The 25,881-nt window shown below is 71.9% G+C and carries 27 protein-coding genes and 1 pseudogene; 12 read left to right on the top strand and 16 right to left on the bottom strand.

Features of this window, described 5'->3' with window-relative positions:
• Positions 1-10: 10 nt before the first annotated feature.
• The 8 genes from ACF08N_RS13925 to ACF08N_RS13960 all read right to left on the bottom strand — a co-directional run bounded on the left by ACF08N_RS13925 (position 11) and on the right by ACF08N_RS13960 (position 6,362).
• Positions 11-193 (bottom strand): hypothetical protein, encoded by a 183-nt coding sequence (locus tag ACF08N_RS13925; RefSeq protein WP_392324818.1) that lies wholly within the window; start codon positions 191-193, stop codon positions 11-13.
• Between the two features lie 8 nt (positions 194-201).
• A complete protein-coding gene (locus ACF08N_RS13930) occupies positions 202-672 on the bottom strand; it encodes a hypothetical protein (protein ID WP_392324819.1) in 471 nt (156 codons plus the stop codon).
• Positions 673-882: 210 nt separating this feature from the next.
• The gene (locus ACF08N_RS13935; RefSeq protein WP_392324820.1) at positions 883-2,970 is read right to left on the bottom strand and encodes a hypothetical protein; all 2,088 of its coding nucleotides are present in this window, start codon (positions 2,968-2,970) and stop codon (positions 883-885) included.
• Between the two features lies 1 nt (position 2,971).
• The gene (locus ACF08N_RS13940) at positions 2,972-4,519 is read right to left on the bottom strand and encodes a hypothetical protein (protein WP_392324821.1); all 1,548 of its coding nucleotides are present in this window, start codon (positions 4,517-4,519) and stop codon (positions 2,972-2,974) included.
• 72 nt (positions 4,520-4,591) lie between these two features.
• Positions 4,592-4,975: an RRQRL motif-containing zinc-binding protein gene (locus ACF08N_RS13945; protein WP_392324822.1), complete on the bottom strand. Its 384-nt coding sequence runs from the start codon at positions 4,973-4,975 to the stop codon at positions 4,592-4,594.
• Positions 4,976-4,981: 6 nt separating this feature from the next.
• Positions 4,982-5,827, bottom strand: coding sequence for a hypothetical protein (locus ACF08N_RS13950; protein WP_392324823.1), 846 nt, complete (start codon positions 5,825-5,827; stop codon positions 4,982-4,984).
• Entirely contained in the window at positions 5,824-6,099 is a 276-nt protein-coding gene (locus ACF08N_RS13955) for a DUF6303 family protein (protein WP_392324824.1), read from the bottom strand. The genes ACF08N_RS13950 and ACF08N_RS13955 overlap by 4 nt, the downstream gene beginning before the upstream one ends.
• Positions 6,096-6,362 carry a DUF6284 family protein gene (locus ACF08N_RS13960; RefSeq protein WP_392324825.1) on the bottom strand — a complete coding sequence of 89 codons (267 nt, stop codon included), beginning with the start codon at positions 6,360-6,362 and terminating at the stop codon, positions 6,096-6,098. Before ACF08N_RS13960 ends, ACF08N_RS13955 begins: the two co-directional genes overlap by 4 nt.
• A 469-nt stretch (positions 6,363-6,831) precedes the next feature.
• On the opposite strand from ACF08N_RS13960, the gene ACF08N_RS13965 reads away from it, so the two are divergent.
• Entirely contained in the window at positions 6,832-7,221 is a 390-nt protein-coding gene (locus tag ACF08N_RS13965; RefSeq protein WP_392324826.1) for a GntR family transcriptional regulator, read from the top strand.
• Between the two features lie 152 nt (positions 7,222-7,373).
• Here the strand turns inward: ACF08N_RS13965 and ACF08N_RS13970 are convergent, their stop codons facing one another.
• Together ACF08N_RS13970 and ACF08N_RS13975 are read right to left on the bottom strand one after the other, a co-directional pair.
• A complete protein-coding gene (locus ACF08N_RS13970; protein ID WP_392324827.1) occupies positions 7,374-7,934 on the bottom strand; it encodes a flavoprotein in 561 nt (186 codons plus the stop codon).
• Positions 7,935-9,170, bottom strand: coding sequence for a helix-turn-helix domain-containing protein (locus ACF08N_RS13975; RefSeq protein ID WP_392324828.1), 1,236 nt, complete (start codon positions 9,168-9,170; stop codon positions 7,935-7,937).
• Positions 9,171-9,603: 433 nt separating this feature from the next.
• On the opposite strand from ACF08N_RS13975, the gene ACF08N_RS13980 reads away from it, so the two are divergent.
• Together ACF08N_RS13980 and ACF08N_RS13985 are read left to right on the top strand one after the other, a co-directional pair.
• Positions 9,604-10,059, top strand: coding sequence for a hypothetical protein (locus ACF08N_RS13980; protein WP_392324829.1), 456 nt, complete (start codon positions 9,604-9,606; stop codon positions 10,057-10,059).
• A gap of 176 nt (positions 10,060-10,235) precedes the next feature.
• Positions 10,236-11,099 carry an MOSC domain-containing protein gene (locus ACF08N_RS13985; protein ID WP_392324830.1) on the top strand — a complete coding sequence of 288 codons (864 nt, stop codon included), beginning with the start codon at positions 10,236-10,238 and terminating at the stop codon, positions 11,097-11,099.
• Positions 11,100-11,110: 11 nt separating this feature from the next.
• On the opposite strand, the gene ACF08N_RS13990 is transcribed toward ACF08N_RS13985, so the two are convergent.
• Positions 11,111-11,377, bottom strand: coding sequence for a hypothetical protein (locus ACF08N_RS13990; protein WP_392324831.1), 267 nt, complete (start codon positions 11,375-11,377; stop codon positions 11,111-11,113).
• A gap of 120 nt (positions 11,378-11,497) precedes the next feature.
• Between ACF08N_RS13990 and ACF08N_RS13995 the strand changes: the two genes are divergently transcribed.
• Together ACF08N_RS13995 and ACF08N_RS14000 are read left to right on the top strand one after the other, a co-directional pair.
• Positions 11,498-11,860, top strand: a complete 363-nt coding sequence (locus tag ACF08N_RS13995) for an arsenate reductase family protein (protein WP_392324832.1) — start codon at positions 11,498-11,500, stop codon at positions 11,858-11,860.
• A gap of 183 nt (positions 11,861-12,043) precedes the next feature.
• Positions 12,044-12,742, top strand: a complete 699-nt coding sequence (locus tag ACF08N_RS14000) for a hypothetical protein (RefSeq protein ID WP_392324833.1) — start codon at positions 12,044-12,046, stop codon at positions 12,740-12,742.
• Between the two features lie 418 nt (positions 12,743-13,160).
• Here ACF08N_RS14000 and ACF08N_RS14005 read toward each other — a convergent pair whose 3' ends face one another.
• Positions 13,161-14,072, bottom strand: coding sequence for a Gfo/Idh/MocA family protein (locus tag ACF08N_RS14005; protein ID WP_392324834.1), 912 nt, complete (start codon positions 14,070-14,072; stop codon positions 13,161-13,163).
• Positions 14,073-14,356: 284 nt separating this feature from the next.
• Between ACF08N_RS14005 and ACF08N_RS14010 the strand changes: the two genes are divergently transcribed.
• From ACF08N_RS14010 to ACF08N_RS14025, 4 genes are all read left to right on the top strand, one after another.
• Complete coding sequence (locus ACF08N_RS14010) at positions 14,357-15,850, top strand: hypothetical protein (protein WP_392324835.1); 1,494 nt, start codon at positions 14,357-14,359, stop codon at positions 15,848-15,850.
• A complete protein-coding gene (locus ACF08N_RS14015) occupies positions 15,847-17,010 on the top strand; it encodes a hypothetical protein (protein WP_392324836.1) in 1,164 nt (387 codons plus the stop codon). The genes ACF08N_RS14010 and ACF08N_RS14015 overlap by 4 nt, the downstream gene beginning before the upstream one ends.
• Positions 17,011-17,117: 107 nt before the next feature.
• The gene (gene glnII / locus ACF08N_RS14020; RefSeq protein ID WP_392324837.1) at positions 17,118-18,152 is read left to right on the top strand and encodes a glutamine synthetase; all 1,035 of its coding nucleotides are present in this window, start codon (positions 17,118-17,120) and stop codon (positions 18,150-18,152) included.
• A 461-nt stretch (positions 18,153-18,613) separates the two neighbouring features.
• The gene (locus ACF08N_RS14025) at positions 18,614-19,210 is read left to right on the top strand and encodes a winged helix-turn-helix domain-containing protein (protein ID WP_392324838.1); all 597 of its coding nucleotides are present in this window, start codon (positions 18,614-18,616) and stop codon (positions 19,208-19,210) included.
• Positions 19,211-19,229: 19 nt separating this feature from the next.
• Here the strand turns inward: ACF08N_RS14025 and ACF08N_RS14030 are convergent, their stop codons facing one another.
• Positions 19,230-20,666, bottom strand: coding sequence for a PepSY-associated TM helix domain-containing protein (locus ACF08N_RS14030; protein ID WP_392324839.1), 1,437 nt, complete (start codon positions 20,664-20,666; stop codon positions 19,230-19,232).
• A gap of 46 nt (positions 20,667-20,712) precedes the next feature.
• Entirely contained in the window at positions 20,713-21,327 is a 615-nt protein-coding gene (locus ACF08N_RS14035; RefSeq protein WP_392324840.1) for a hypothetical protein, read from the bottom strand.
• A 127-nt stretch (positions 21,328-21,454) separates the two neighbouring features.
• Between ACF08N_RS14035 and ACF08N_RS14040 the strand changes: the two genes are divergently transcribed.
• Both ACF08N_RS14040 and ACF08N_RS14045 read left to right on the top strand, forming a co-directional pair.
• Positions 21,455-22,462, top strand: a complete 1,008-nt coding sequence (locus ACF08N_RS14040; RefSeq protein ID WP_392324841.1) for an NAD-dependent epimerase/dehydratase family protein — start codon at positions 21,455-21,457, stop codon at positions 22,460-22,462.
• Positions 22,453-22,755: pseudogene (locus tag ACF08N_RS14045) on the top strand (LuxR C-terminal-related transcriptional regulator); the annotation flags it as partial. The gene ACF08N_RS14040 and the pseudogene ACF08N_RS14045, both read left to right, overlap by 10 nt.
• Before the next feature lie 87 nt (positions 22,756-22,842).
• Here ACF08N_RS14045 and ACF08N_RS14050 read toward each other — a convergent pair.
• Positions 22,843-23,376, bottom strand: a complete 534-nt coding sequence (locus ACF08N_RS14050) for a GNAT family N-acetyltransferase (protein WP_392324842.1) — start codon at positions 23,374-23,376, stop codon at positions 22,843-22,845.
• Between the two features lie 218 nt (positions 23,377-23,594).
• Here ACF08N_RS14050 and ACF08N_RS14055 point away from each other — a divergent pair, with 218 nt between their 5' ends.
• The gene (locus ACF08N_RS14055) at positions 23,595-25,172 is read left to right on the top strand and encodes a DUF1996 domain-containing protein (protein ID WP_392324843.1); all 1,578 of its coding nucleotides are present in this window, start codon (positions 23,595-23,597) and stop codon (positions 25,170-25,172) included.
• A 145-nt stretch (positions 25,173-25,317) separates the two neighbouring features.
• On the opposite strand, the gene ACF08N_RS14060 is transcribed toward ACF08N_RS14055, so the two are convergent.
• Positions 25,318-25,842 carry a hypothetical protein gene (locus ACF08N_RS14060; protein ID WP_392324844.1) on the bottom strand — a complete coding sequence of 175 codons (525 nt, stop codon included), beginning with the start codon at positions 25,840-25,842 and terminating at the stop codon, positions 25,318-25,320.
• Positions 25,843-25,881 lie beyond the last annotated feature (39 nt).

Here is a 25,881-nt window from a genome sequence, read left to right on the forward strand (position 1 = left end):
CTCGGCGTTGTCAGCGCTTGGCGCCGTGCCGGGTGTGGTCGGTGGCCAGCTCGGTGAGCCGGGCGGCTTCGTCGGATGTGACGGCGCGGAAGCGGATGCGCACGCCGCAGCCGAGGACCGGGCAGCGCACGGTGCGTGTTCCGGTGAGCAGGGCGACGGCGTCGCTGACGCGGTCGCTCAGGGAGTCGTTCATACGTCTCCTCAGTGGTGGTTGATGGTGCCGGTGGCCTTGCCGAAGAGGCCGGTGGCGGTGATGTTCTGGGTGATCTGTGTGGGGGCGGCCTGGCCAGCGCTGCGGCGGCCGATGCCGAGCAGCAGGGGCAGGGCGATGGCTCCGGCGGCAATGAGGGCGACGGTGGCCCACAGGGCTTGGCTCATGGCGATCAGTCCCGGTGCGGCGTAGGAGAGGCCGATGCCGGCGGCGGCGACGCCCCCGCCGATCGTCGGCGTGAGGAGTGCGGTGGTCTTGGCCCAGGTCGGAATCGGGGCCGCGACGGGCACCGAGTGCGGCGCGGGCGCGGCGGGCGGCTGGGTGTAGGCGAGGGTGCGCACGCCGCCGGGCAGAGTGACGATCTGGACGCCGGGCGGGATCTCGTGCGGCAGCATCTCCCCGTGCGTCCCGGTCTCCTGGAGGGGCAGGGTGGTGATCTCGTACGCGGTCTGGGAGTGCACAACGGGGTCCCTTCAACGACGGCGGGCAGCACCCGTGATGCGGGGTGCTGCCCGGTGCCTTGCTTGTCGTGTCGCTTGTCGTCTGGCTTGTCGTGCGGCTTGTCGCTTGTCTTGTCTTGTCGCTTGTCGTCTTGCAGGTCACAAGCCGTTTCCGGCCCTCACAGAGCCGCCCAGGGCCCTTCTCGCGGGCGGCGCGACAAGCGACAAGGCTCAGCCCTCGGCGGGGCTTTCGGGGGCGTGGCGGTGGTGGACGTAGCGGGCTTTGGTGCCGGTCCCGACCCGCACCGCCGTGCCGTCGTCGGTCCATGTCTTGAGCCAGCCGACGACGGTCTGCCGGGTGGTGCCGTGCTCGTCCGCGAGAGCGCGGGCGATCGCGGACGCCCCGGTTCCCTCCGGTCCGGCGGCGAGCAGCAGCGCGAGCGCGGCGTCGCGTGCGGCGTTCTCCTCGCCCCGGAGCGCGGACAGGTTCAACCCGCCAGCCGCGGGCGGCTGCTCGCCCTCGCCCGGTTCGGGGGCGGTGGCGAACTGGGCGTCGATCTGCTCCCGGAACTTCCGTGCGAGCGCGTCCGCGTCCGACTCTGCGGCGGGCGGCTGCTCGCGCAGGGCGGACAGGTTCAGCCCGGTGCCTGCGGTGCCGGTCTCCCGCTGCTGGGTGCCGGGCTGGTCGTCGCGCATCCATGCAGTGCGGGCGCTGTCCCAGCGCCGCGCGTAGTCCGGTCCGGCGGCCTTGGCCGACGTGGCATCGAGCTGCGGGTGCCGGTCGCTGGTGGCGGCGACGATGTCGCGGATCTGGTTGGGCAGGATCCGCCACGACTTGAACAGTGCCGCCGGGGATTCGGGGGTGCCCATGAAACCGGCACCCTTGTACGGGGCCTGGTCAACCCGCAGGCCGCGGGAGCCGGGGAACTGCTTGCCCAGGTCCATGCCCTCCGTTTCCCCGCCGGTCAGCGCGACACGCACCTTGGCCTCGCGGCGGATCATCAGGTTCCCGAGCACCGCGCCGGTGGCTCCGAGGGCGGTCAGGACGGTGCGGATGCCCATGGCGCGGGCGATCCGGATCACTTCGAGGATCTTCTCCGCCAGCTTGCGGGCCTGCTTGTCGCTGCTGGCCAGGATCTCCGCACCCTCGTCGATCACGATCATGATCTGGGGAATGCGGTCGCTGATCGGCAGCAGGTCCGTGTTCGCCTTGGACATGAGGTCCTGGTAGGCCATCTTCCGGTGCTTCGCGATCCGTACTGCGGCGTCGAGCATGAGCATCGCCTCGTCGTGCGAGGCGGCGAGCCAGTCCACGCCCGGCCGCATGCCCTCGGTGCTCTGCCCGTCGCCGTCGAGGGTGGGGCGTACCCAGGGCAGGCCGGCCGATCCGGCGTTGAGGTCGATCACCCAGGTGAGGACGTCGGTGGCGCGGGCGAACCCGGCGAGGATCGTGTGGACCATGTTCGTCTTGCCCGACCCGGTCGGCCCCACCACAAGCGCGCATTGCTCGCGCAGGTAGGCGCGGATCTCGTCCGCGTTTGTCCTCAGCCCCCAGGGGATCCCGGTGTGCAGGGACAGCGGGCCGTAGTCGGTGGGGTAAGTGACCTCAGCGGCGAGCACGTTGACGGTGGTCACGTCGATGAGGACACGGCCTTGGTCGATGCCCTGCGAGGCGACCGCGGTGCAGCCGTGCGGCAGTCGCGCATCCGCGGAGAGCTGCGCGGCGTACTGGGCGATCTTGTCGTAGGTGGTGCCGCCGGGCGGGAGTTCGGCATCGATGGTGAAGCCGGTGCCGGTGGGCCACATCTCGACCGCGAGCACGCGCACGGTGATGTTGCAGACGCGCTGGATCCGGTCGACCCATTCCGCGGCGATCGCCCGCCGCTCCGCGGACAGTTCGCGGGCGATCTGCCGCTCATGGGCGGCGATGGCCTCCAGCTCCCGCGCCTCCTCGTAGAGGAGGGTGGAGCGGGCGGCGGCGCCCATGCCCACGCCGATGGTGGCGAGGGAGCCGAGCGCGGCCCAGGTGAGGGGGCCGGTGGTCATGGCCCACGTGGTCCACCCCGCGCCCACGAGCCAGGAGGCGGCGCGCATGCCGATGGTGCGTGCGGCGAGCCGCTCGCGCAGGGAGGTCACGGTGTGGCCGATCGCGCCGGCCGCGCCCACGGCGAGTGCCCAGCCGGGGGGCATGCCGGTGGCGGCTCCGGTGGTGGCGACGGCGAGGCATCCGGTGGTGGCGGACAGAGCACCGGTCACGGGTCCGTGACCGGCCGCCCAGTCCCACACCGGCCCCGACTTGGCCTGTGTGGTGGCACTCATGTCAGACGTTCCATCCCTTCTCGGCCTCGGGCCCGTTGCGCGGGTCCTCGTGGCGGGCGATGTCCTGCTCGTGGGCCTGGCGGAACAGCGGACCCATGTCCTCCGCCACCGCGACCGCGGACATGACGGCGCCGAAGATGTCGTTGAAGCCGTCCGCGACTTCCTTCTCCAGCGGGAACTCGGAGTCCGCGCGCTCCGCCAGGATCCGCATCACGTTCGCCACGCTGGTCAGCGCGGCCGGGAGCCCTTCGACCATGGCCAGGATCTCCATGGCGCTCTCGGGGTCGTACTGCTGAGCGGCGGATTCCATCTCCGCCGCGTAGTCCTCGAACCGGAAACCGGACACGATCTCTCCCTCACTCGTCGTCGTGCTGGGTGTGGCGGGGACGACACCGGCCGGGCGCTCGACCATGTCCCCGATCTCCTCGGTGCCGTCGCTGTTCGCCTCGGCGTCGGCAGCGGCCTCTTCCACCTGCTGCGCCGCGCGGATCTCCTCATCCCGCGCCGCCCGCTGCTCCGCCGCGGTCCGCATCAGCCGCGCGTACAGGCGGCGGCCGGGCTGCTGCAGAAACCCGATGCGGAGCTTCCGGCCGATCGGCGTGGTGACCATGCCGACGATGCCGAGGGCCCCGGCGAGCAGCGCCGCCAGGAGTCGGCGGCCCTGGAACCGGGCAGCGGACCGCCACAGGGCCTTACGCGCCCGCTTGCGGGCCGGTGCCTTGCGCACGGATGCGCGCTGCTGGTCGACCTTCCCGGCCACCTTCCGGTCCCGCGCGGTGCGGGCCCGGTCAACCGCCTTGCTGCGGACCGTGCTCGCCTTGCCCAGACCCCCGGCGGCCGCACGCCCCATCGGGCCCTTGCGGGCCAGGGACGCGTTCCGGGCCTGGGACTTGGCAGCGCGGCGAGCATCGGCGGCGGAACGCCGGGCGCCGGTCGTCTCCGCGCGCCGCGCGGCCCGCGACTGCGCCGACTGACGGGCCGACTCCCGCAGCGCCCTGACCTGCCCGACCCGTCCCCGCCCCTTGGCTCCTGCACCCGGCAGGGATGCCCCGGTGGGACGGGAGGCAGCGCCGCGCCCTCGGTGGGCGGCACCGGCGCCGCTGGGTGAACTGGCGGCCGTGCGAGCCGACTTGCTGCGGCTGCGACCAGCGGCCTTAGTGGTGCCGGCGTTCCCGTTACGGGACTGCTTCGGCACCCCTCCAGCCGTGATGGTGCGGGCGCTCCTCGCGCCGTTCGCTGCCTTGGCAGCCCGCTGGTTGCTGGCGGTTCGCCGCTGGTCGCGGCGGTTGCGGGTGGCAGCGGTGGCACCGAGGACGACCGCGCCGGTGGCGGCGACTGCGAGCGCGGCCGGGCCGCCGACCAGCGCAGCGGCCGCGAGGAGCGATGTGGTGGCGTTGGTACCGGTCACCGCAAGCGGGACGACCGGCCACCCGCCCGGCGTGTGGTCCACCTCGGCGGCCGGAGCGGGCTTGGCGTCGGGCGGCTGCTGCGGCGGGGTCTCAGTCGCGGCCTCAGGGGCCGCTACCGGAGTGATGGTGGTGTCGGTCATGCTGAGAGCACTCCTTGCTGGAGTAGGGGCCCGGCCGGATCTGTGGTGGAGAAGGGCCGGGCCCTGCGGGTTTCAGGCGGCGCGCTGTTCCTCGGGGTAGGCGCAGGTCACGCACATGCCGAGCGATGTCGGGATGACGTATCCGGCGTCGAGACGGCAGGTGGGGCAGGTGCGGCGGGCGAGCATCGCCAGCGCGAGGGCACCCCACTTGCGTGACGTCATCGGCCGCACGGGCTTGGCCAGGTCGAGCCGGTACAGGTAGGCGACCTGGACGCCGCCGCGGCGCCGGTTGCGGCGCATGAGCTGAGCGGCGATCGGCTGCCCGCCGGGCCGTAGCCCGCGGGCCCGTAACTGCCGGCGGGTCGCATGGCCGTCGGGGGCGAGGCGCCAGGGGTAGGTCGGTATCCCGTAGCGGGCGCCGGTCGGGTCGTAGCACTTGCCGAAGGCGGGAGACATTTGGCCTCACCCCATCAAGGTGGCCAGCTCGGGCTCACCCTGCGGAGGGTTGGCGAGGCGGCCGTAGACCTTGTGGACGTAGGAGGTGGACCGGGTGGATTTCACCGCAGCCTCCGCGATCGTGTCGCCCTCCACGTAGCACCTGCGGATGACCTCGGCGGCCTCTTCGGTGCTCAGTCGGTGCCCGTTCTGCTGCTCGTCGTCTCCATGGGTGGACGCCGGGGGGACAGCGAGGGGATACACCCGCCGTGCACCGCAGATGACCAGCCGCTTCACGGCCGGGGCGGGCACGGGGGCCGGTCGCGGCTGCTCGATCGGTGCCGGGGTGGAGACCGGGGTGGACGGACGGTGGACAGGACGGGCGTTCACCTCGTCCACCTCGGCCCGCAGTTCGGCGATCCGAGCGAGGATCGAGCGCCGGTAGTGCGTGATCGCCTCGGCGAGAACGATCAGCAGCACCGGGGGAATCGAGTGGAGGACCAGCCCGGCCGGGTCCACCTCGCGCGGCACGCCGAACGGTGAACCGGCCGGCCACAGGGACGACCAGCAGTTCATCAACCAGGTGCCGAGACCGGCGAACCAGCGCAGCGCGCTCGCCCAGCCGGAGGGGTTGATGCCGTGCTCGGACAGGCGCCCGTCGACGATCAGCACCGTGCCGAGCGCGACCGCGACCATCGGGTCCAGCAGCCACGCGATCCATCCGGACACGTGATGGTTGATCGCGAACAGCGTCACGTTCGTCGCCGTGAACGCGAGGGCGACCAGCCCCACACAGACCAGCACCTTGGTCAGCGTTGACTGGAGCCCTTGCAGCGCGGCGATCTGCTCCGCCGGGGGCGTCGGCCTCTTCATGCCATGCCCCCGATCGGGCGGACGTCGACCGCCGCCAGAAGCCGCACCCGTTCCGCGTGGCCGCTGGGCAGCTCCTGCCACTCCCACAGGGCCCCGTCCGCGATCAGATAGCCGAGGGAGGCCAGGGCCTCAACGCGTTCGAGCAGCGTCGGGACCGGAACACTGCGACCGAAGTCGTGATCGGGCCAGTCACGCGAGTTAAGGCTGTCCGTGACGACGTACAGCTCCCACTCGCCCTCGTAGCTGTTGGACAGGCGCGCACTGTGCGTCATGCCGCACCGCCCGCCAGCGCCGCACCGGCGCGGTTGGTCAGGTCCCGCCGCGCGGCCAGCACCCGGTTCCGGGCCCGACGCATGCGCCGCTCGTCCAGCTCGTTGGCCGGCCGGTCCAGCAACGTGATCTGCGCGTCCAGCAGCTCGACCTCCGCCACGATGACGGGCATCTCGCGCTCGATCGCGTCCAGCTCCGCGGCCGTAGGCTCGCGGTCGTACGAGGCGGCCGTAACAACCGCCTGAACAGCACCGATGTGCTTCATGAGTCGTGTTCCTCCCAGGGTAGGAACGGCTCAAACAGCGGCCCCGGTGTTCCCGCACCGGGGCCGCACGCCGTTGAAGTCGGAAAATCCGGCTCCCCACGCCCCGCCCATACGGCACAGGCCGGACGGGCGGGGGAGGCAACCGGCCGCAGCACCGAAGCGCTGCGGAGCCGTGAAGTCGTGCAGATGTCTCCTCCGGGTGCGAACCCAAGGCGTATGGAGACATGACCTTTCGGTCTAAGCCCTCCGGTTAATGACAAGGCGCCGGGTCGCCTCCCCCCGTCCGCTGCGGGGCTCCTGACCCCTCGCGGGGCCTTTTCGTGCAGGTCAAGCAGGTTGCAAGCGATGAGCGGGCCCGAGTTTCCGGGTCGCCCAACCCCTGACTTCAGATTGACCTATGTCAATCTGGGAGTCAAGCGGATCCAGTTGGCAGATTGGGATTGACCTAGGTCCGGTTACCCTCGAACCCATGGACTCCAGCCCTGACGCACCCAAGCCAACGGCCAAGGAGATCGCTGCCAAGTTCCGCGCAGAGATCGCGGCACCGGAGGGCGGATACAGCCCCGGGGACCGACTGCCCCCCGCACGCCAGCTCGCCAAGCAGCTCGGCGTACAGCTGATGACCGTCCAAAGCGCCTACGGGCAGCTCCGCAACGAAGGGTTGGTCCTGACCCAGCAGGGGCGAGGAACCTTCGTCCGCGACCCCTCGACCCCCCTGGGGACGGAGCCGGGCAGTAGCCCCGCGTTCACTGCCCTGTCCGAGGAACTCAGCTCGATCCACGACGCTCTTCGGCGACTCGGAGAGCGTCTTGATCGCCTTGAGCAGATCGTTGGGAACGAGACTCCACACGCAAAGTGACCTCCAACTCGACGCGGGCGTCAGCCCGCCCGGTTCGTTCGGTCGCACATCGATCTCTGGCATGGGCAAGAGCATGTGGCCGGAACCAACAGAGGACCCGGACAAAGTGTCCGGGTCCTCTTTCCTTGCAGGTCAGGTCTGTTGACCCAGCGTCATTTCGTCGCAGCGTCCACGGCGTCCATCACCGCGCGCCACGGCAGCCCACGCCCCGACGGAGCCTCGCGCGGCTCGAACAGAGGCCACACGTCGGCGCCGTAGACCAACCGAACACCTCCGGCGCGCAGAGCCTCGATGTGCCCATCCCAGGCGGGATGTCGAGCGTGCGCAGCGTTCACCCGAGGGAAGACCACAACCGGCATATCGGAGGTCCCGATAGCCTCACCAACCTGCGTCAATGCTTGGTTGTCCATCAGTCCAATCGCCAGCTTGGCGACCATATTTGCCGAGGCGGGAGCCACGACGTAGCAGTCGACCGGAGGATGCGGACGCTCATCGCCAGGCAGACGTGGTTCATCGCGTACTGGCAAGCCGGTCAACTCCTCCAGACGCTTGACCTCACCGCTCATTCGGAGCCAACGGCCGGCGTTCGGCGTTAGGGTCACAGCGACTCGCCACCCGCGCTCCATCGCGGGCTCAACCAGCCCGGTACGCAGCGCCTCCACTCCCCCGGCTGCCGAGCCGACGACTCCGAGCACCCCGCGCTTCTCTGCCACTCACTGCACCGCCCTGCATCGTTGAGCCATTGCGAACACGTCGGACGAGCGAGAGCCGCCAGTGACCGGAGACTGCTTGATGAGGTCCCGGAGCGTCTCCCGCACCCTGGGATTGTTTCGTACGAGCTGGGGCGACGTTCGCTCGGCTGTACGCAACTCCGCAAACGCGTCATCACCCTGCCCAGCCAGTGAGAGGGCGCGGGCGAAGTCGATGCGGTGCGAGACGCTGCGCTCCTGCGGCATGTGGTCAACGTTGATTCGCCCGTGCTCCACCACGAACGACACGTTATCCAGGTCCAGTTCGATGGACAGGCGGTGCAGCAGCACGTTTGTCGGGCCGAATCCGGTCTGCCAGTAGTTCTCATCGGACCCGAGGTCGTCTGCCAGTTCTTCAGCGCGACTGAGTAGCCCCGCGGCCGTGGGACGGTCCTGATGTCGAGCCGCCGCGACCGCTGCTCGTAGGTGAATCATGCCAAGCAGGCTGATCGCCTCTGGGTCGCTCTCCTCCACACGCGCTGAGAGCCACCGGGCCGTCGTGTTGCCCAGTTCGAGAGCGTCGTCGTAGCGCCCGTTGGCCAGCAAGGCGTGAGTACCCGACCGAGCGGCTGAAGCCAGAACGAGCGGGTCGTCGGATTCGTCGGCAGCCCGCATGGCACGTTCGGCCGCGAGCCACGAGATATCCGACTCACCGATCTTGGCGAGCGTGGTCGCCGCGAGGTGATGCGTGCGGGCCGATACCGCCCAGCAGTCGCGGCGGTCTTCCTCACGACGTGCGGCGCGGTCCTCCAGCTCTTGAGCGGTCTGGAGTAGCGCTGGCAGTGCGGCGACGACGCTCCCGAGACGTCCACCTTGGTAGTCGTTCCACGCGTGCTCCACCCGCACAGCCACCGGGGCCGGCGTAGGGAGCTGGGCATCCGCCTCCGCGCCGAAGAGAAGCCTGGAGAGCCGTCGGGGGCTCATGAGCGCATCGCGGACCGCCGGGACATCGTCCTGCTGCTTGTCGTCCTCCACGAGCAACGTCTGGCCGAGCAGGTCACCGAGCGGCACGCGCATGATGCGTGACAGCTCCGAGAGCATGTCGATGCGCGGCGGCTTCCGTCGACCGGTCTCGATCTTTGCGAGCCAGTCCGTACTACGGCCGACGAGGCCCGCCAACACTTCCTGGGTGTAGCCACGGCGCTTCCGGTAGAACGCGATCCGTTCTCCGATGCTGAGGTGATCTCCGAGACCACGCATTGCGTGCTGCCTCCTTCTGCTTAGGGGGCCTGCCTCACGGTACAGAGCTGCCCGCGGGGCGGGTAGCGCGCCCGACGCGCACTCATGCGAGAACAAGGTTGGATGTCGAACGACGGGGCACCCCGGACAGAATGTCCCGGTCTGCCGCTCGGTCCGGGAGCAGTCGTCTGGGCCGTCCCCGGGCCGTCAAAAGGGGCCCTGGGGTGACCAACGACGACCAACAACGGCCGCTCGATCGCTGGTCAGGGCCGTGCCGAAAACTTGAGGCCCAGGCTGTCGCGACGGGGCATAAGTTCTTCGACATCTAAGAAGTCCGGGCTCCTGCCCCCTTCGCCGACGGCCGTGCCCTTCCCTTCGGGGAAGGGCACGGCCGACGGCCGTTCCGGGGGCGTGCCCGGTCGCGGGCCGGCGGGCGTGGGGTGAGGCTGGAGGCATGAGTGAACCGAGCAACCCGCCGCAGCGGGGTGCGCCCGTGCCTCCGCAGCCGCCCGCGCGGGGGCGCCGGAAGTGGCCCTGGGTCGTGCTCGTCGTCCTGCTGCTGGTGGTCGGAGGATGCATGGCCGCCATCGGTCTCGTCGTGAGCGAGGTGTCCGACGAGGTCGACAGGACCGTCACCGTCGAGTACGAGGTCACCGGGGACGCCCGTGACGTCACCGTCGCCTACTCCGTCTGGCGCACCGGGGACCTGACCACCGAGCAGCAGCGGGTGACGTCCTTGCCCTGGCGCAAGGAGATCGAGGTGTCCGGGCCGGGCAGGAGCGGCACGCTCGTCGTCACCGTCGGAGCGGACGGCGGCAAGGCGACCTGCAAGGTGAGGGTCGACGACGGGCCGGTGCGGACCGCCACCGCGTCCGGGGCGCACGCGACCGCCACCTGCAACGCGTCCTGACCGTCGTCAGGGCGTGCGGACCGTGACCACCGGGACGTCGCGTCCGACCGGCTCGGGACCGATGGCGTGGGCGTGGGCGGCGGAGGACCTGTGGCGGATGTGACACCTCGGCCTTGTCGCCGAATCGCCGTTTCGCCGTTTCCGCCGTACATGTGGCCCCTCTACGATCCATGCCCATGGGGATCACTGTGCAGAAGCTGACGTACTACCCGGTCAAGGGCTGCGCCGGGACCGATGTGCCGTCCGCCGTGGTCGGGGAGACGGGGCTGGAGCACGATCGGACCTTCATGGTCGTCGATGCCGTCGACGGCTCGTTCCACAGTCAGCGGACGCAGCCCGCCATGGCTGCCGTACGGCCCCGGCTCGGCGAGGGCGGCGGCACGATGCGCCTGCGGGCCGACGGGATCGAGGATGTCGTGGTGGACCTGGATCCCGAGGGCGAGCCGCGGCCCGTGAGTCTGTTCGGCAAGCCGGTCGGGCACGCGATCGACCAGGGGGACGCCGTCGCCGACTGGCTCTCCGAGGTGCTGGGCGTGAAGTCGCGCCTGGTGCGGGTGCGCGACGGGTTCGACCGGGACGGGTGGGGCGACACTCCCGGCAAGGTCGCCTTCGCCGACGCGCATGCCGTGGCCGTCCTCTCTCAGGCATCGCTCGACGGGCTCAACGCACGGATCGAGGCCGCGGGCGGGAAGCCGGTGCCCATGGACCGCTTCCGGCCCAACATCGTCCTCGACGGGTGCGCCGAGCCGCACGACGAGGACCTGATGCGGCGGCTGGAGATCGGGACCGCGCACCTCGCCCATTCCGTACGGGCGATGCGCTGCTCCGTGCCGCTGGTGGACCAGGTCACCGGGCGGCGCGCGGGCCCCGAGCCGGTGCGCACCCTCGCCACGTACCGGCGGGAGCCCGTGTACGACAACAAGGTCAGCTTCGGCGCGAAGACGGCGGTACTGCGCGGCGGCACGCTGGCCGTCGGCGACACCGTGCGCGTCGAGTGGTACGAGAACGGGGCGCCCGATCCCAGGCGCCCCGTCTCCTGAAGCCGGCGGGATCAGCGGCCGTAACGGATCAGGGCCCGGACCATCCGGCACGTCGTGTCGGACGGGACATGCACGCCGATGCGCTCGGCGGTGGCCCTTATGCGGCGGTTGTCGGCGGTCGCCGGGTGGTAGACGCCGGAGTCGAGCAGGGCGATCGCGAGGCGCATCGCCTTCAGGCGGCGGTTGTGCGACACGTACCACTCGCGCGGCTGTCCGGCCGGGAGCGGCTTCTTCTGAAGGGGGATCAGGGGCTTCGTCGTGAGTGTGGCAACGGCCATCGGCAACCTCCTGGCGCGGTGGCGGGACCATCCCGAACTACTGTTCATTCTACTGGTGGCCACTGACAATCGCCGCTGGCCAGACGGCATTTGACGGACTCGAGCGGTACGGTGTGCGACATGGAGATCTGGATCAATCCCGCCTGTTCCAAGTGCCGCAGCGCCCTCACGCTCCTCGACGCCGAGGGTGCCGACTACACCGTGCGGCGCTATCTGGAGGACGTGCCGACCGAGGACGAGATCCGGGAAGTGCTGGGCCGGCTCGGCCTGGAGCCCTGGGACATCACCCGCACGCAGGAGGCCGCGGCGAAGGAGCTGGGGCTCAAGGAGTGGGCGCGGGACGACAGTTCGCGGGAGCAGTGGATCACGGCGCTGGCCCAGCACCCGAAGCTGATCCAGCGGCCGATCATCACGGCGGACGACGGCACGGCGGTGGTGGGGCGTTCGGAGGAGGCGGTGCGGGACGCGATCGGACGGACCTGATGCCCCCGGCCGGGGGCATCGCCGGACGCCGCCGCGGAGGCCCAGGGGCTCAACGACCGTTTCCTTAAGGAACGTTAAGGAAGCGGCGGGCGTAAACGGTGAGCAGACGCCGACGGCTCCTCGTACGTAAGGACACAAGGAACCAAACCGGCCGCCCCCGCGGCCGGGGACAGGAGCCCTTTCGTGTCACGCAAGAAGACCCTCAGCGGCAAGAAGAAGCTCGCCCTCCTCATCGGCGCTGCGGCACTGGTCGGCGGCACTGCGATTGTCATGACCGGCACAAGTCAGGCGTCCGTCGCCTGTGACGGACTCGCCCAGGCGATCCGCAACAACGAGAACTTCATCGCCGGTCAACGCGCCAATCCGGACGCCCAGTCGGCGGCTCGCATCGCCAATCGGGAGGCGGTGATCGCGCAGATCAGGGTCCAGCAGGAGGCGGCCGGCTGCGACGCCGGGGCGGGCGGCGGCGACCAGGCGGCGCCACCGGCGCAGCCCCCCGCCCAGGAGGCGCCCCCGGCCGAAGCGCCACCGGCCGAAGCGCCTCCGGCCGAGGCACCGCCCGCCGGGGACGCGCCCCCCGCGGACGACGGCGGCCAGGACGCCGGCGGCGGGAACGCGGGCGGCGGCGCCGCGGGTGAGGTCGTGTGCGCCGGTTCGACCGTGACGCTCTCCGGCGAGGGCGGCGCACCGGCCGCCTCCAGCAACCAGTTTCCCGTCGGCACCCAGCTGAAGGTGACCAACCTGGACAACAACAAGTCCACGACCGTCGAGGTCACGTCGGTGTCCGGCAGCTGCGCCCTGCTGAACAATGCGGCCTTCGAGCAGGTACGCGAGGCCGGCAAGTTCCTGATCCGCAACGCGCGGATCGAGCGCGTCGGCTGACGCCGGCACGGCCGGGCCCGCGATCCCCCACTCCCCCACTGCCGCGGGCCCGGCCCGCAGGACGGTGCCGCCCGCTCCCCTCCCCGCTGTCCCGGGGCGGAGCGCGCCCGCGCCCCGAGCTGCACACTCGCGGCGCGGACCGGCACCGTCCTGCCTCCCTGCACCGGCCGACCCACATTCAGCCGGCCCGCGCCCGTCCGGCCTGCGCCCACGCCGTGCGCGCCCGCACACCGCCCGGCCTACGCCACGCACCGCCCGCGACCACCCGGCGCGCACCATCCGCGCGCCCGTGTCCGACACGGTCCTGCCTGCGCCCGCGCCGTGCGCGCCCGCGCACACCGCCCGGCCCGCGCCGTGCGCGCCCGCGCGGCACCGCCGACGGCCCCAGCCGCCCCCGCCGCGTCAGTGGGCCGCCGCGTCAGCCGCCCGTCGCGGACGCCTTCTGTTCCGCTTCCGCCAGGATCTCCGTCATCCGCAGGCCGAACCGCACGTCGCACGGGTGCGGCCGGCCCGTCCGGACCACGCCGATCAGTTCGTTGACCGCCGTGCGGAACGAGTCCACCGGATTGCCCCAGCCGTCCGGCAGTTCGGCCCTGCCCTGCTCGCCCAGCAGCACCAGGCTCACGCCCGCCGCGTTGAGGGGCGCGCCGAGGCCGAGCGTCGCCGTGCTCGACGCTCCCGACGCGTGCCGGAGCACCAGGTGGGTCGTGTCCGAGGGGCCGCGGGCGGCCGTCAGTTCGACCACGTCGCCCAGTACCGGCAGCAGCGCGGACAGCGCGTGGGGGCCGACGTCCCACAGGCCGCCCTTCTCGCGCCGCCACGGCGACGCCGCGAACGGGCTCTCCGCGCCCGGCGAGAACAGCGCGCCGAGCCACTGCGCATGGGCCGTGAACCAGCCGCCGACCGCCGCCTGCTCCGCGATCCACCGCGCGGTGTCGGTGGCGAACCGCAGGGTGCAGAACACGACGGACGCGACCTGCGCCTCCTCCGCGGCGTGCGCGGCGTCGCGCGCGGCGGCGACCGTCGTCGCCACCGGCTTGTCCAGGAGGAGATGGCAGCCGGCCGCCGCCGCGCGGACCGCGAGCGGCGCCTGTACGTCCGGCGGCACGGCGAAGGCGATGGCGTCGTTCGAGGCGAACAGCGCATCGATGCCGTCCTCTCCGGTGAACGCGGTCGTGCCGTGGGCGTCCGCGAGCGCGGCGACCGCCTCGGGCCGCCGCCCCCACACCCCGCCGAGGACGACGTCCGGATGGCCGGAGAGGGCCGGGGCCTGGGTCATCGCGGCCCAGGGGCCGGCGCCGAGAAGTCCGATACGCAGGTGCTTGGTCATGGGCACCAGTGTGCCCGCGCGGCGGCGGCGTGACCCGGCCCGCGTGCGGCGCGTCCGCAGACACGGGGGGACGGAGGCCGGGAAATCCCGGTGAGGGCCCGCGACCGGCAGTGCTACGTTCGCCTGGCCGGCCGCGGGACTTCGGGGTGACTTCCGGGACTTGCCTATGAAGCAGTGATTTCGCTGATCACTCCCTCATTCCCCGGCCGGCACCGGCACCGGCGCGCACCGCTGCGGCGCCGGACCGACGGAGACGACCGGGGGACACGGGGGGGTGACGGCCCATGGCGGAGAGGCCCATGGCGGAGAGCTTCGCCGACCTGATCGCGGCCGAGGACGTGCTGCTGTTCGTGAACGCCGCCGTGACGGCGACCGGGCAGCGCGAGTTCCGCTCGCGGGCCGAGGAGCAGCGGCTGTCGCTGGCGTTCCTGCACGAGTACGTACGGGTCAACTACCGTCCCGTGTACGCGGCGGCGCTCGCGCTCGACATCAACGACCACAACGCCGCCCTCGTCGTGGTGCAGCTGCTGATCAATGCCGGCGACGCGAGCGCGGCGGAGAGGCGGACCGAGGGCGCGCTGATCGGCGCGCGCCTGGCTCTCATGCCGCCGCAGCGGGTGTACCGGGTCTTCCGCGCCCTGCGGGCCGCCAGGGTCAACAACCGCCGGACCCGCGCGATCATGCGCGACTGGCTGGCCGCGCGGCCGGACGTCGGCCACGACGCGGTGAAGTACCGCAGCGGCCTGAAGAACGCCCTGCGTCACGCCCATCTGCCGCCGCGCTCGGTCGAGTTGGGGGACTTCCTGTTCCGGCCCGGCGCGAGGGTGCGCTACGAGCACGGCTTCCTGGACGCGCACCGCCGCGCCCACTTCGAGCAGAGTGCCGTCTACGAGCTGCCGTACACCGTCGCGGAGGGCTTCGCCGCCCGGCACGGCATCCCCCGGGCGCTGTTCCTGGAGCGGATCGCGCCGCGCATGACCCGGCTGGAGCGGCTGCGTACCCAGCGCACCGGCCCCACGGCCGATCTCGCCGTGATGCCGCTGACCCGGCTCGCCCTGTACGTGCTGTCGCTGCCCGCCGGGGAGCGGGTCGCGCGCCGGGCCGAGCTGACCGGCGCGCTGCGCGCGTCCGCCGCGCGGGCCGCCGGGGCCCGCGCCGGGACCTGGGGGCAGGTCGCGGCGGTGCTGGACGACAGCTACTCGGCGTCCGGGTCGTCCGAGAAGCGGCGGCGTCCGCTGGCCGTGGCGCTCGGCTGCCACTACCTGCTGGAGGCGCTGGCCGCTCCGGGCGCGTACCGCGCGCACTGGACGTCCGGGGCGCGCGATCCCCTGCTCGTACGGCCCTGGGGGCCGACACCGCTCGGCAGCCGGATCCTCGACGCGCTGGAGGACGCGCCGCAGCGGCTGGTGATCGTCTCGGACGGCTGGGACAACGCGCCGCCGGGACTGGCGGGCGAGGTCCTGCGGGTCTGGCGCACGCGGCTCGACCCGGAGCGGCGTACCAGCGCGGTGCATGTGAACCCCGTATACGACGCGGACGGTTTCGACGTCCGCCGGCTGGCGCCGAGCGTCCCGACCGCCGGCATCCGCGACGCCGAGGACCTGCCGGCGCTCGTGGAGATCGCGCAGTTCGCCGAGGGACGCACGGGGCTCGCGGAGCTGCTGGCACATCTGCGGGAGCGGACGGACCGCTTCCTCGGCACGGGGCGGGAGCGGACGGACCGCTTCCTCGGCGCCGGGAGGGACCGCCTCGCCGGCGCCCGGGGAGGAGCACCGTGAACACGCTGGACATGACCGGCCTGCGCACCCTGCCCTCGCAGGTGTGGGGCGGCATCCGGCTGGTGCCGCTGGTGCGCGACGATCCGGTGCCCGGGCTGCGGCTGCACCGCCGGGTCCTCGGCGGTCACGGCGTCGTCGACACGGGCCCGCGCACGCGGTACTGCTCGTACATCCCGCACGCCTTCGTCGCCGACTGGTCGGGCGGGGACGGCCACGTGGCCGCGTACGGGACCCGGCTGAGCGCGGGCGAGGACGAGGCGGTGCCCGAGAGGGCGACGGTGCGCGTCCACCACCGGATGGCCAAGCGCGTCCGCACCAAGGGGACCGTGGAGAAGCGGCTGCGTTTCCTCCCGCTCCACCTGGCGCTGGAGGGCTATCTGTCGCTGCACTTCGGCGGTCCGTCCGTGGTGTGGGACGAGTGGTCCCGGCAGGCGGTACGGCAGGGTCTGTCGCCGCGGGCCGAGGCGGCGTACACGGGCCGGTCCGTGCCGGGACTGGCGGAGGCGCTGCGGATCTTCGAGATCCATCCGGGCCAGTGCGGTGTGCTGGTGTACGCCGCCGACACGCTCGCCGCCGCCTTCGTCGTACCGCATCCGGACGACTACCGCGCCCTGCATCCGACGCTGGTCGAGGACCTGTACGGGGAGCTGGTGCATCAGTACGCGTACTACGGCGCCGCCGTGCCCGACGTCACCGCGGAGATCCGCGACAGCCCGTACCTGAGGACGCTCGCGGATCTGCGGGCGGCCGCGCGGGCGCAGGAGCGGTTGTGGGCCGAGGGGCACGGCACGCTGTTCGCGGGGCGGCTGCTGGATCCGTCGTACGCCTTCGAGCGGGTGTACCGGATGGACGGGTTCGCGCTGTGGCGTTTCCTGCCCTCGTTCCGGCGGGGGGTGGCGGAGCAGCACATCGGCGAAGTGATCACGGACCACAAGGGATGTGTCGCCTATCTCAAGACCTTCCGGCTGTCGGAGGCGCAGATCCGCCGCGGGCACCTGCTCCAGGTGCTCCACGACCACGACTGGGACCTGGAAAGCGCCGCGGAAACGCTGGGTACGGCCTACGAGGCGCTGGTCGGGCGCATCCGGGACGCGGGCTTCGGGACGCTGCTCGACGCACACGAGACGGCCCGCCGCGCACGCGCGACACGCCGGGCATAACGGTGAAATATTCCGCGTAACACGGGGTTCACAAACGGGCAACGGCCGGGAAATCGCGTATTGCCAAGCTGCGCGGCATACCGCTGCACCCGCAAAGGATGAGGTCCGTGAGCATCAAGGCTGAGTACATCTGGATCGACGGCACCGAGCCGACCGCCAAGCTTCGCTCGAAGACGAAGATCCTGGCCGCCGGTTCCTCGACGGCCCTCGCCGACCTGCCCATCTGGGGCTTCGACGGGTCCAGCACCAACCAGGCCGAGGGCCACGCGTCGGACCGCGTGCTCAAGCCCGTCTTCGTCTGCCCGGACCCGATCCGCGGCGGCGACAACGTCCTCGTGCTGAACGAGGTCCTCAACATCGACATGACGCCGCACGAGTCCAACACCCGTGCCGCGCTCGTCGAGGTCGCGGAGAGGTTCGCCGCGCAGGAGCCGATCTTCGGCATCGAGCAGGAGTACACCTTCTTCGAGGGCGACCGTCCGCTCGGCTTCCCGCAGGGCGGCTTCCCGGCCCCGCAGGGCGGCTACTACTGCGGCGTCGGCGTGGACGAGATCCACGGCCGCGACGTCGTCGAGGCGCACCTGGACCACTGCCTCGCGGCGGGCCTGGGCATCTCCGGCATCAACGCCGAGGTCATGCCGGGCCAGTGGGAGTTCCAGGTCGGCCCGCTCTCGCCGCTGGTCGTCGCCGACCAGCTGTGGGTGGCCCGCTGGCTGCTCTACCGCACCGCCGAGGACTTCGACGTGGCCGCCACCCTCGACCCGAAGCCGGTCAAGGGCGACTGGAACGGCGCCGGCGCGCACACCAACTTCTCCACCAAGGCGATGCGCGAGGGCTACGACGCGATCATCACCGCGTGCGAGTCGCTCGGTGAGGGCTCCAAGCCGATGGACCACGTCAAGAACTACGGCGCCGGCATCGACGACCGCCTGACCGGCCTGCACGAGACCGCCCCGTGGAACGAGTACAGCTACGGCGTCTCCGACCGCGGCGCCTCGGTCCGCATCCCGTGGCAGGTCGAGAAGGACGGCAAGGGCTACATCGAGGACCGCCGCCCGAACGCCAACGTCGACCCCTACGTGGTGACCCGCCTGCTGGTGGACACCTGCTGCTCGGCGCTGGAGAAGGCCGGCCAGGTCTGAACCGCCGCGTGAACCAAGGGGCGTCCGCCGACAAGGCGGGCGCCCCTCTCGCGCACGCTCGCGCGCATGGCGGTCGGCGGATCCGGCCTGGCGACGCGGGCGGAACCGGTGCGCGGTGCGGGCGGATCCGGTGCGCGGTGCGGGCGGAACCGGGTCGTGTGGCCGAAACAACGCGGACGTCGGGAAGATCACGTACCGACGGGCGGACGAGGTCTGCTGCGGTCCGGGGAGGTCTGCTTCAATAGGCGCATGGCCGACTTCCAGAGCACCGCGACGGGTCGCAGCGACCTCGAGCCGTTCTGGCCGTCCCGTCAGCACCACGACTTCGACCGGGTGTGTTGCCCCGCGGTGAACGCGCGGGCCCTCTAAAGCCGTTCTTCCCGGCCTTCGGCCAGCGCGCGACGTACGTCCGTCCTCATGACGCATCGACGACTTCCTCCGCGCGAAAGAGCTGACCTGCCATGGCGAACAGCCGTTCCTTCTCGACCGTTTCCGCCGCTTCCGCCGTTTCCGCCGCTTCCTCCCCCGTCCCCCACGGCCGCGTCACGACCGACCGGACAGCGCCCTCGGGCCGGCACCGGCTGCGTGCCGTCGACCGGGACGAGGTCGTGGATGTCGCGGACCTCCTGCCGCCGGGTGCCACGTGGCTGCCCGCGCCGCCGCACACCCTGCCCACGCTGCCGGGCCGGCCCCCGATGGTCGGCTATCTCGTCCTCGTACCGGCCGACCAGCAGCCGCCCGTCGAGGCCGCCGCCGCGCAGGAGCGGCCCGCCGGCAAGGGCCCGGTGACGATCGACGCGGTCCGGCGCACCGCCCAGGTGGACGGGCGCGAAATGGACCTGACCTACCTGGAGTTCGAACTCCTGGCACATCTCGTGGCGCACCCGCACCGGGTGCACACGCGCGACCAGCTGGTGACCACCGTGTGGGGCTACGGTCACGTCGGCGACGGCCGGACGGTGGACGTCCATGTCGCCCGGCTGCGCCGCAAGCTGGGTGCCGAGCACCGCCGCACGATCCAGACCGTGCGGCGGGTCGGCTACAAGTACGCGCCGTGAGGCACGGGTCCGGTCCCGGTCAGGCCCGGGACCGGACCCTCGCCACCGCGCCGAGCGCGACGTCGACCGCGAGGAACACCAGCAGGCTGATGCCCAGCATCGGCACGAACCAGCCGACGAGCGCCGTCGCGGCGGCCAGTGGCAGCAGTGCCGTCACCGGTGCCTTGCGCCAGGCGCCGCGCGGCATCGGGCGGCCCGCCGACAGGGTGCGTTCCTTCGTGGGCCTGCGCTGCCACCACATGCGGTAGCCCCACACGGTCAGCAGGATCAGGGCGACCATGAGCGCGGCGAGCGCGAGCTGGTTGACCAGGCCGAACAGGACGCCCATGTGGCCGTCGATGCCGTACCGGGTCAGCTTGGCGAGCAACGGGTAGTCGTCGAAGCGGAGTTGGTCGACGACCCGGCCGTCCGCCGGGTCGACGGCGACGGAGTCGAGGTGGACCGGGTACTGGGTGTCGGTCTCCTTGACGACGTATCCGTTGCCGTCGGCCGGCAGGGTCACGGAGATCTTGCCGTCGACGCCGTAACCGCGGGCCGCCGCCACGGCGTTGTCGATGCCGACGTCCGCGACCGCGTTGTCGGAGCCGACATCCGCGCCCTCGTGGCCGCCGTGGCCCTCGTGGCCTTCGTGGCCGCCGCCGCTGCCGGCGCCCGGTGCGAGTGCGGCCGAGACGACGGGGGTGGACCCGCCGAGCTGGGACTGGACCGCGTCGATGTTCTCGCCCGCGTAGCGGGACCAGGTCAGTCCCGTGGCCGACAGCAGGACGAGGCCGGTGACGGCCCAGAGGCCGACGGAGCCGTGCCACGACAGTGTCCTGCGGCGGCCGTTCGCGCCGCGTTCGGGGAGCACGAGGTCGCGCCGGGTACGGCGTCGGCGTCCGCACCACAGCACCAGCCCGCCGAGCGCGACGACCCACAGCCAGCTGGCGGCCAGCTCGCTGTAGTGGCGGCCGAGTTCGCCCAGGCGCAGGTCGGCGTGGAACTCGGAGATCCAGGCGCGGAGCGGGAGTGCGCCGGAGCTGCCGTACGAGGGGAGCGCGCCGCGTATGTCCGCGGTGTAGGGGTCGACGAAGACGGCGAGGGACCTGCCCTCCTCCACGTCGGGGGAGGTCATCAGGACGCGGGTGGTCGCGCCGTCCTCGTACGACGGCCACACCGCGGTCACCGTGCCCTCGGGGTGGGCGGCGCGGGCGGCGTCGACCTGGGCCGACAGCGGGACGGAGCGGTCGCCGACGGGGACGCGCAGTTCGTGGCGGTAGACGACCTTCTCCGCCTGGAAGGACAGCGCGTAGAGGAGGCCGCTGACGGCGGCGACGAGGAGGAGCGGGGCGATCAGCAGCCCCGCGTAGAAGTGGAGACGGAGCAGGAGCGGGCGCAGCGCGCCGCGCGCCTCGGGAGCGGTTCTCGTGCCGGATTCGGGTGTGGTGGTGCCCTGGTCGGGGGCGTCGATGGACATACGGGTCCCAAGGGTCGGTGCTGACGTGGGGTTGTCGGCCCCCGGGTCAGACAGCGGCTCCAGGGGCCGTGGCGCGGGGAAGGGAGGGCGCGGGCGGGCCGCGCCGGACCACGGTGTGGACGAGGACGGCGCCGGGACGGCGCTCACCGGCGGTGTCGGCGGCGGGACGGGGCGCCGGGTCGGATACCGGCAGCCGTACGGCGGAGAGCAGCAGGCGCAGCGGGGCGAACGCGAAGGAGAGCGCGGCGTGCGCGAGCCGGCAGAACGCGGCCTCCCCGTGGGCCAGCCACAGGGCGCAGCCGGCGGCGGCGAGGAGGTGGACGGCGAGCATGCCGGTGCCGGACGTCTCGGCGGCGGCCGGCGCGGTGTCGTAGTGCGCGTGCTGCCCGTGGTGGTGGGGTGCCATGGGCCCGGCGCCGGAGAACAGCAGATGCAGTGCGCCCTGGACGGCGAGCAGTCCTGCCCCCAGGGAGGCCGCGCCCCGGCGGCGGCCGGCCGCACACCAGCCCGCGGCGGCGGTCACGCCGAACGCGGCGAGCAGTCCGGAAGCGGGGATGTCGTGGGCAGACTGGGACGAATGCCCCACGGCTGCCAACGTGACGGCCACCGCCGCGAACAGTGCGGCCCGCAGGGCGCGCATCGGCGACCGGGCATCCGTCATCGTCCGCCCATGGTGCCATCCGCGCGCCGCGACCGGGAGAGTGACTGCCGGTACAGCCCTTTCCCCTGGTTCTCCTGGCAGCGGAATCGCTGGGCCGGGCAGGCCGGGTGGAGGCAGAGTCGTGGTCATGAGACTTCTGGTGCTGGGCGGAACGGAGTTCGCGGGGCGTCCCGTTGTGGAGGGCGCACTCGCGCGCGGTTGGCAGGTCACGGTCTTCCACCGGGGGAGGCACGCGGCGCCGGACGGGGTGACCGATCTGATCGGCGACCGCCTGGCACCCGGCGGACTCGCCGCCCTCGCCGACGGCACGTGGGACGTGGTGGTCGACACCTGGTCGGCCGCGCCGTCGGCCGTGCGGGACACGGCGCGACTGCTGGCGGACCGGGTGGGCCGCTACGTGTACGTGTCGAGCTGTTCGGTGTACGCGTGGCCGCCGGCGGCCGGGTACGACGAGAGCGCGCCGCTGGTGGAGGGGTCGCCGGAAGCGGGTGACGTGCCGTACGCGGAGGCCAAGCGGGGCGGCGAGCTGGCCGTGCTCGACGCGTTCGGCGCCTCCCGTTCGCTGCTGGTGCGCTCGGGGCTGATCCTCGGCCCGTGGGAGAACGTGGGACGTCTGCCGTGGTGGCTGGAGCGGATCGCGCGCGGCGGCGACGTCGTCGCGCCGGGGCCGCGCGAGACACCGCTGCAATACGTCGATGTCCGCGACCTTGCCGAGTGGACGCTGGACGCGGCGGAAGCGGGTCTGGAGGGCCCGTACAACCTGGCGAGCGAGCCGGGCCACACGACGATCGGCGAACTGCTGGAGGAATGCGTGGCGGCGACCGGGTCGTCGGCCCGGCTGCGGTGGACGCCGGCGGACGTGGTGCTGTCGGCGGGCGCCGAGCCGTGGTCCCAGCTCCCGATCTGGATCCCGGCGGACGAACTGCCCGATATGCACGGGGCGTTGCACGGCATCGGGGTGTCCCGGGCTCTCGCCGCGGGCCTGCGGTGCCGACCGGTGCGGGAGACCGTGCGGGACACGTGGGCGTGGCTGCGGTCGGTGGGCGGCTCGGCACCGCTGCGGCCGGACCGGCCGCAGGTCGGCCTGCCGCCCGCGCTGGAGTCTGCGCTGCTGGAAGGGCGGCCGGGGGTGTAGCCGGGTACACGGGCGCCGACCGGAAGCAGTTCGTCGACGCGGTTCGCCGGGTGACGGCCGGCGGCACGGCGATGCTGCTGACCCGCCGCTCGCGGGACGAGCCGCTGGGCGGCCTGACCCCGCGGGAGCTGGAGGTCATGGAGCTGATGGCGCAGGGCCGCTCGAACACGGCGATCGCGTCACAGCTCGTGGTGACGGAACGGGCGGTGGCCAAGCACACGTCGAACATCTTCGCCGAGCTGGGGCTTCAGGTCTCGGACGACGACAACCGCCGGGTGCCGGCGCTGGCGTAGGTCGACCGCGGCTGACCGGCGGGCGGGCGCGACGCGGACGCGTGCCGGGCGGCCGTCCGGCCGGTCGGGTGCCCGGTGCGCGGGTGGTCAGCCCTGGTACTCGGTGAGGTCGATCGCGTAGACCCGCAGCGGATACCCGTACACCGGGTGGACCGTCTCGCGCTCGGGCGTCATGCCCAGCTTGCGCATCACGTTCTCGGAGGCGGTGTTGCCGATGTGGCAGATGCTGATGACCCGGTCGAGGCCCCGGTCCTGGAGGGCGAACTCCAGGACGGCCTGAGCGGCCTCGGAGGCGTAGCCCTGGCCCCAGAAGGGGCGGCCGAGGCGCCAGCCGATCTCGACGGCGGGAAGCACCTCGGGCAGGAAGTCCGGAACGGACAGGCCGGCGAATCCGGCCAGTTCACCGGAGGCGAGGAGCTCGACGGCGAACAGCCCGAAGCCCTCCTCGTCCCATTCCTCCTCGCAGCGCTCGATGCCCTCCGCCGTCTGCTCCAGGTCGCGGACCGAGCCGTCGTCGATCCAGCGCATCACCTCGGGGTCGGCGTTGATCTCGGCCATGGGCACGAGGTCGTCGTCCGTCCAGCGGCGCAGGCGGAGGCGGGGCGTGAGGATCTCGGTCATGGGTCCATTGTGCCGAAGCGGGCCACCGGTGCCGACCGCGTCCTGCTGTTCCGGCGTCCGGCTTCGGCGCAAAGCGCCAGTTTGCGGCTGGAGATTGCTACGAATCGGCCGCCGCGATGAACACCCCGTACGTCACTCCCGTATGGAACGACGCGCTTCTCCCTCTGCCGGGACCCCCCTTAACCCACACGCCCCGGCAACGAAGCAGAGGAGTTCCATTGGGACGCACATCAAGAAAACGCTCGACGCTGGCCAACCGGGCGATCGCCGCCTCGGCCGCATTGATCCTGGGCGGGGGCGGGCTGGTCGCGGCCAATACGTATGCCTCCGCCGGAGAGGGCTGGTGGCCGGGCGGAAGGAACGACGGACAGCAGAGCAGTACCCGGGCAGCGGACGGCCGGCAGGTGTCCACCATCGACTGTCCCGACGTCGGCAACTCGCTCCAGGAGGTTCCCGACCAGCAGCGCTTCGCGGTCGACCGGGAGCTGGCCACGCTGGACAGCCAGATCACCACCGCCTACCAGCGGTTCGCCGACAACCGGGAGCGGGTGCAGGCGGACCGGTCCTTCGCCGAGAACCAGATCCTCGCCCCGCTGCGCAACGAACGCCTGGTGATCATCCAGCGGATCGTGGCGCTGATCGACCGCTCGGCCGAGCGCCCACAGGGACTGGAGCAGATGGCTCCGTGCGCCCTGCGCGACGACGGCGCCGACGACAACGGCGACGGCCAGGACAACGGCGGTGACCAGAACGGAGGCGACCAGAACGGAGGCCAGGACCAGAACGACGGCCAGAACGGCGACGGCCAGGACGACGGCCAGAACAACGGGGACAACGGGGACGGCAACGGCGACAACGGAAACCAGGGCGGCATCGGCGGCCAGGCCGGCAACGGTCCCGAGGCGGGCGACTTCGTCGACATCCAGAACGTCCAGCCGAACGTCCAGCAGCCGCGCAACCGCGGGGGCTCCTCCCGCGGCACGTTCACCACGGACTGCGGGGTGAACGCGAACGGCAAGTTCAACCCGGACAACGTCATCGTCGCACCGGGCGTGAGCAACGGCGCCCACCACATGCACGACTACGTCGGCAACCAGGCCAACGACGCCTTCGCCAGCGACGACGACCTGGCCGCCGGGGACACCACCTGCCGCAACCAGGGCGACAGGTCGACCTACTACTGGCCGGTCCTGCGGCTCCAGAACGGGCAGCAGGAGAACGACGCCAACGCGGACGGCGGCGGCAACGACCAGAACGTCGGCGAGATCCAGACGCCTTCGCAGGTCACTCTGACCTTCGTCGGCAGTCCGGTGAGCAAGGTGACGGCGATGCCGAGGTTCCTGCGCATCATCACCGGGGACGCGAAGGCGTTCGTCAACGGCGACGCCAATGCCAATGCCTCGTGGAGCTGCACCGGGTTCGAGGACCGCCAGCTGAGGGACAAGTACCCGATCTGCCCCGAGGGCAGCCAGGTGGTGCGCAGCTTCAAGTTCCAGAGCTGCTGGGACGGCCAGAACACGGACAGCGCCAACCACCGCACCCATGTGGCCTTCGCGGACCAGAACGGGAATTGCCCGAACGGCTTCCGGGCCATTCCGCAGCTGGTGCAGCGCATCGTCTACGACGTGCCGCCGCCGGTGTTCGACGGGGAGAACACCTCGGTGTTCGCCGTCGACTCGTTCCCCGAGCAGCTGCACAAGCCGGTCACCGACCACGGCGACTTCATCAACGTCTTCGACGAGAACCTCATGAACAAGGTGGTGAACTGCATCAACGGCGGGCGCAGGTGCCAGTGACCCCCTGAACGGACAGGGCCGGGTCCGTCTGGAGTGCTCCAGACGGACCCGGCCTCGCCGTGTCTGCGGACGTGCTCATGGGCGGTCCTTCCCGGGCCGGTCCGGGGTGTCCCGGACCGGCCCGTACGGACCGGCGGTGCGGGGCTCAGCCCCCGTGCCGGCCCTCGTGCCCCTCGTGCTGCTCGTGCCCCTCCTCGCCGTCCCCGCTTCCGCTTCCGTCTCCGCCGCCGGTGTGCGAGCCGTGTTGGGTGCCGGTCTCCACCGTGCCGCCGAGCCGGCCGCGCAGCGCCGCCACCACCTTCTCGTCGCCGACCGCGACCCACTTGCGCCCGACCAGATAGGTGCCGCCGTAGTCGTTGGCCTCGTTGATCCATTCGCGCTGGCCCCGGTCGGTGGCGAAGGTCGCGAGGACGTACGTGCCGTCCGCCGTCGTGCAGTTGGCCTGCCGCAGCTCGGCCGCGTCCGTCTGGATGTTCGGTTCGCATTCGGCCTGGCGTGCGATCTCCTCCAGGCTGCCGGTCGCCGTCCTGGGCGCCTCGGCGCCCCCGCCGGCCCCGACACGCCCGTCGTCGTCACTTCCCGATGAGCAGGCGGCGGCCAGGGCGAGGACCACAACTGCCAGTCCCGTTCGGGCCGCCCGCCGCGTGCTGGTGTGCTTACTCGTCCGCATCCGGCCATGGTGCCCTCCCGCCCCCTCTTCAGGCGGCGG

Origin of the sequence: Streptomyces sp. NPDC015127 (assembly GCF_043080095.1) — a bacterium.
Lineage (GTDB): Bacteria > Actinomycetota > Actinomycetes > Streptomycetales > Streptomycetaceae > Streptomyces.

What these genes read in the sequence shown, in the direction of transcription:
- ACF08N_RS13945 (WP_392324822.1), bottom strand. Translation starts at nt 4,975, where the DNA reads ATGTCTCCCGCCTTCGGCAAGTGCTACGACCCGACCGGCGCCCGCTAC.
- ACF08N_RS14025 (WP_392324838.1), top strand. Translation starts at nt 18,614, where the DNA reads ATGGCGAACAGCCGTTCCTTCTCGACCGTTTCCGCCGCTTCCGCCGTT.
- ACF08N_RS14010 (WP_392324835.1), top strand. Translation starts at nt 14,357, where the DNA reads ATGGCGGAGAGGCCCATGGCGGAGAGCTTCGCCGACCTGATCGCGGCC.
- ACF08N_RS14030 (WP_392324839.1), bottom strand. Translation starts at nt 20,666, where the DNA reads ATGTCCATCGACGCCCCCGACCAGGGCACCACCACACCCGAATCCGGC.
- ACF08N_RS13980 (WP_392324829.1), top strand. Translation starts at nt 9,604, where the DNA reads ATGAGTGAACCGAGCAACCCGCCGCAGCGGGGTGCGCCCGTGCCTCCG.
- ACF08N_RS13940 (WP_392324821.1), bottom strand. Translation starts at nt 4,519, where the DNA reads ATGACCGACACCACCATCACTCCGGTAGCGGCCCCTGAGGCCGCGACT.
- ACF08N_RS14060 (WP_392324844.1), bottom strand. Translation starts at nt 25,842, where the DNA reads ATGCGGACGAGTAAGCACACCAGCACGCGGCGGGCGGCCCGAACGGGA.
- ACF08N_RS13985 (WP_392324830.1), top strand. Translation starts at nt 10,236, where the DNA reads ATGGGGATCACTGTGCAGAAGCTGACGTACTACCCGGTCAAGGGCTGC.
- ACF08N_RS14050 (WP_392324842.1), bottom strand. Translation starts at nt 23,376, where the DNA reads ATGACCGAGATCCTCACGCCCCGCCTCCGCCTGCGCCGCTGGACGGAC.
- ACF08N_RS13990 (WP_392324831.1), bottom strand. Translation starts at nt 11,377, where the DNA reads ATGGCCGTTGCCACACTCACGACGAAGCCCCTGATCCCCCTTCAGAAG.
- ACF08N_RS13925 (WP_392324818.1), bottom strand. Translation starts at nt 193, where the DNA reads ATGAACGACTCCCTGAGCGACCGCGTCAGCGACGCCGTCGCCCTGCTC.
- ACF08N_RS13950 (WP_392324823.1), bottom strand. Translation starts at nt 5,827, where the DNA reads ATGAAGAGGCCGACGCCCCCGGCGGAGCAGATCGCCGCGCTGCAAGGG.
- ACF08N_RS13960 (WP_392324825.1), bottom strand. Translation starts at nt 6,362, where the DNA reads ATGAAGCACATCGGTGCTGTTCAGGCGGTTGTTACGGCCGCCTCGTAC.
- ACF08N_RS14035 (WP_392324840.1), bottom strand. Translation starts at nt 21,327, where the DNA reads ATGACGGATGCCCGGTCGCCGATGCGCGCCCTGCGGGCCGCACTGTTC.
- ACF08N_RS14005 (WP_392324834.1), bottom strand. Translation starts at nt 14,072, where the DNA reads ATGACCAAGCACCTGCGTATCGGACTTCTCGGCGCCGGCCCCTGGGCC.
- ACF08N_RS13955 (WP_392324824.1), bottom strand. Translation starts at nt 6,099, where the DNA reads ATGACGCACAGTGCGCGCCTGTCCAACAGCTACGAGGGCGAGTGGGAG.
- ACF08N_RS13965 (WP_392324826.1), top strand. Translation starts at nt 6,832, where the DNA reads ATGGACTCCAGCCCTGACGCACCCAAGCCAACGGCCAAGGAGATCGCT.
- ACF08N_RS13975 (WP_392324828.1), bottom strand. Translation starts at nt 9,170, where the DNA reads ATGCGTGGTCTCGGAGATCACCTCAGCATCGGAGAACGGATCGCGTTC.
- ACF08N_RS13935 (WP_392324820.1), bottom strand. Translation starts at nt 2,970, where the DNA reads ATGAGTGCCACCACACAGGCCAAGTCGGGGCCGGTGTGGGACTGGGCG.
- ACF08N_RS13995 (WP_392324832.1), top strand. Translation starts at nt 11,498, where the DNA reads ATGGAGATCTGGATCAATCCCGCCTGTTCCAAGTGCCGCAGCGCCCTC.
- ACF08N_RS14040 (WP_392324841.1), top strand. Translation starts at nt 21,455, where the DNA reads ATGAGACTTCTGGTGCTGGGCGGAACGGAGTTCGCGGGGCGTCCCGTT.